This window comes from Saccharomonospora iraqiensis subsp. iraqiensis (assembly GCF_000430445.1).
GTDB classification, from domain to species: domain Bacteria; phylum Actinomycetota; class Actinomycetes; order Mycobacteriales; family Pseudonocardiaceae; genus Saccharomonospora; species Saccharomonospora iraqiensis.
Map to the genome: position 1 here is coordinate 95057 of NZ_KE387069.1, position 3876 is coordinate 98932.

General features: G+C 73.0%; 3 protein-coding genes. All 3 read right to left on the reverse strand.

The annotated features are described in order from the left end of the window. Positions 1-97 precede the first annotated feature (97 nt). The 3 genes from ACTIR_RS0107300 to ACTIR_RS0107310 all read right to left on the reverse strand — a co-directional run bounded on the left by ACTIR_RS0107300 (position 98) and on the right by ACTIR_RS0107310 (position 3723). On the reverse strand, positions 98-1891 hold the full coding sequence (locus tag ACTIR_RS0107300) for a choline/carnitine O-acyltransferase (RefSeq protein WP_026453769.1): 1794 nt from the start codon (positions 1889-1891) through the stop codon (positions 98-100). 72 nt (positions 1892-1963) lie between these two features. Then, complete coding sequence (locus tag ACTIR_RS0107305; RefSeq protein WP_026453770.1) at positions 1964-2833, reverse strand: HalD/BesD family halogenase; 870 nt, start codon at positions 2831-2833, stop codon at positions 1964-1966. 263 nt (positions 2834-3096) lie between these two features. Continuing rightward, positions 3097-3723, reverse strand: coding sequence for a hypothetical protein (locus ACTIR_RS0107310; RefSeq protein WP_026453771.1), 627 nt, complete (start codon positions 3721-3723; stop codon positions 3097-3099). Positions 3724-3876: the final 153 nt, after the last annotated feature.

The window sequence follows — 3876 nt, forward strand, 5'->3', positions numbered from 1 at the left end:
TCCCGCACGGCCGGGGCTCGCACGGCTGAGGCGGCACGGCCGGGGCCGGGCACGGCGGGGATCCCGCGGACCCGGCCCCGGGTGTCGGTCGTGTCGGTCAGTTCCCCGTGTCGAGCAGGTCGCGCAGTTCGTACACCGCCGTGCGCAGGTGCTCGGCGAAGGAGTACATCTGCTCGGCCACCGCCTGCGGCGTGCTCAGGTAGAGGTGGAACCGGTCCGGCAGCAGCACGTACGCCACGCCGATGCAGTGGCTGCTGGTGGAGCCGAACCCGAAGAACTGGATGTTCTTCGACGGCGCGGAACTCGTGCTCAGATAGTCGTCCCGCATGATCCGCCAGCCGGGGGTGTCGTAGAGCGCGAGCTCGCCGGTGGCGCCCAGCTCGGCGCCCCGGCGCTGCTGGATCAGCTGCAGCTCCCACAGGTGCTGCTCGGGCGCCTGCCCGCTCTGGCACTCCTTCGCCCGGGCGACGTGCTTGTCCGCCGCCGCCCGGAACGCCTCCCGCCGCGTGTCGGCGTCGGCGTCCGGGTCGTCCATGACCGCGACGAACCGCAGGATCTCCGGGGTGATCACCCGCATCGCCTCGGTGCGCCCGTTGCGGTACTGGCGGGTGGCGATGGACTCGTACGTGGCGCCGGTGAAGCCCTTCGTCCGCTTGTGGGCGACCTGGTAGGCCATCTGCACGAACGCGTCCGGGGAGACCCCCAGCCGCTTGGCCTCGGCGGAGCCGAAGTCGTCGAACGCCACCGTCGTGGTGGCGTTGGCCGCCGCGTAGTCGGCGAACGCCGTCGCCGCCGTGCGCACCTTGGTGCGCAGCGACTCGTCCAGGGTGAACTCCACGAAGTCGACCGCGGGGGTGCCCCGGGGCTCGACCGGCTCCGGGTCACCGTCGAGCAGGTCGTCGACGAACGCGAGCACCGTGGTGCCGTCCAGCCCGCAGTGCTCCACATTGATCCCGGCCCGGCCGTCGCCGAACACCACGAGCGAGACGGACTTGTCGAACCAGCGGTTCCCGCTGTCGCCGTGCAGCAGCTGGTCGCAGGCCTGCCGGGCGTCCTCGGGCACCAGGTCGTCGAGGCAGAGGCACAGCAGCGCCGTCTCCACCGTCTCCAGCGCCTCCGCGTTCCCCGGCAGGGCCGCCAGCGCCCGGCGGTCGTCGGCCCATTCCGCCCGGGCCTCGGTGGTGAGGCTGCCCACGGAGTACTGCGCGGGCACCACACCCGCCTTGGTCACCTCCCGCAGCCCGGCCTCCAGGTCGGCGAGCGCGTAGGGCCGGCCCTCGGGGTCGAGCACGTCCATGCGGAACGCGTTGCCGCGGAAGAACACGACGATGTGCCGCGCGGGGGAGGGGCCCGGCTGCCGCTCGCTGTAGGGGGCGCGGACCGTGTCCTGCTCGCGCCCCGGGATGCGGGTGGTGGAGAACAGGAACCGGTGCTGGTCCATCGACTGCGGCTGACCCCGCTGGACCACCGGCGGCAGCTCCTCGCGGTCGAGCCGCGACTTGTAGTCGACCGCCGACCGCACCAGCGCCGCCGCACGCGGCACCTGCTCCAGTTCCGCGTCGGCGAACAGGAAGAAGAAGTTCGCGTTGAGCGCGATGCGGTCCCGGCGGCCCAGGTAGCGGGACGGCCAGAACTCGTCCAACCAGCTGGCGACCCCCGGGGTCGCGTCGTACTCCGCGAGGGCCGCGTGCAGGGTGTGCGCGGGGCTGTCCGGCTTCAGGAACTCCGTCACGGCCGCCTCGGTGGCCTCCCGTTCGGCCGCGGTGAGCAGTGGTGCCGACCATTCCAGGAAGCGCTCGCAGGATTCCTCCGGTGTCGGCAGCGGCACCCGGGGCAGGCTGTCCTCGTTGCCGAAGGTGCGGGACGAGACGGTGGTGGGGGTGTCGTTCACGGTGATCCTCGGACGTCGGGGCGTGGTCGTCGTGTCGTCGGTGTCCCGGGCACGCGGGGCCCGGGGGAGGGGTCAGTCCAGCAGCTGGTCGCCGCGCACCGCGTGCCCCTCGGCGGCCAGGTGTTCCGGCAGGACCCGGCCGAAGATCTGCCGGGTGCGGGACACACTGCCGATGACGCCCGGTCGGGCGCTGTAGGCGAAGATGGCCGAGTGCCGGTCGGTGTTCCCCTCGACCGGGGTGACACGGTGCAGGGAGAACCGGCCACGGAACAGTTGCAGGTCACCCGGGCGCAGGGTCAGCGTGTGGACGAGGTCCGTGCCCCCGCCCCGCAGCACCGCGGAGACGTCGGCGAAGTTCTCGTCCTCGGCCGACCGGATGCCCGGGCAGTACTCGAACTCGCCGCCGGACTCCGGCGCCTGGGTCAGCAGGGTGACGGCGAACTCGTTGGTGTCGAAGTGCCACGGGTGGTCCATCCCCGGGCGCACCACGTTGAGCACCAGACCCGCCAGCGGGTCGGCCAGCTCGTGGATCTCCGGCAGGTCGAAACAGGCGGCGAGGAACCGCTGGAAGTGCCCGTCGGAGTACAGCCCGCCGAGGATCGAGTCCGGCGGGACGTGGTCCCTGGCCACGAAGGCGTTGCGCCGCCGCATGGTGATCCGCCCGGGGTGGTCGGCGGGCAGCGGCGCGTCGGTGGGGATGTTGTAGGCGTTGACGGTCTCGACGTCGTAGTGCGCGTGCGGGGCCATTTCGGCGCCCTCCCGGCGCAGGTCCTCGTGCCGGGACGAGCGCACGAAGTTCGGCAGCACGCTGCACCCCTGCCCGTCCAGGTCGCGCCGCACCCGGTCCACCGCCTCGGCCCAGGCGGGGCTGTCCGGCCGGGCCAGCGGGTACCGGTCGGTGTCGACCAACTGCTCGATCAACGGAGCCACCGAGGTGTCCATACCGTCCTTCGCCGTCCTTCCCACGAACCGCCGCGCACCCACCGTGGTGCCGGCGGAGCACGACCGGGTACCGACGGGGGCGCGTTCAGTGACAACGAATCGTACGCACAGCCGTTACCGGCCGTGGCAGTCGCTCCCCGGTCCGAAACCGGGTTGCCGTGCCCCGGACGGGGGATGACGTGGGATGTCGCGGTGCCGCGGCGGTGCGGTGACGGTCGCCATATTGCCCGCCGGGCGGAGAGCGGGGTACGCGGTGCGCCGGTTCAGACCAGCAGCGCGAAGACGCCGCCGCCCACGACGAGGCCGGCCACCGTGCCCACCGTGACCTGGGCGGGGGTGTGGTCGCCGAGCCGGACGCGGGACCAGCAGACCGCGCCGACCAGCAGCGACAGCGACCACACCACCGGGGTGTAGGTCACGGCGAGGATCGCCACCGCCCCGGCGGCCACGGCCGCGTGCATCGAGATCTTCCACCACGCGGTGACCACGCCCGTCACGAACAGGCACGCGAGCATGGCGACGTCGAGGGCCACGAGCGTCCACGGTGCCTCCAACAGCACCAACAGCCCCAGCCCCAGCCCGCTGAGCACGATCAACGCCGCGAACGGCACCAGCCGCCCGCCCCGGTCGCGCACATGGTGGCCGTCCCACCGGCCGCGGCGGGCTCCCCACACGATCACGCACATCGGCAGGACGCTGCTCGTCGACGCGATCAGCAGGCCCCAGCCGAGGGCCGGCAGCCACGCGTGCGTCGCGGCCCACGCGACACCGCCGGAGAGCACGATCACGAGGACCCACGGGGCGCACACCTCGGTGAGCACCCGGGCCCACAGAGTCGGTCGCCGCGGACGTGTCCCCGGCGCCTGCGGCGTTCCGGTGCGGACGCTCAATGTCGGTCCTCCCCACTCACGGTGCGGTCCCTGTCCGGCGCGGCCGCGTGTCCCCGGCGCAGCGAACGGGCGACCCGGACCAGCCACGCGATCTCACCGTCCAGATCGTCCACGGTGGGGGCGGGCCCGGGCACCGCGCCCCGGCTCGGCGCC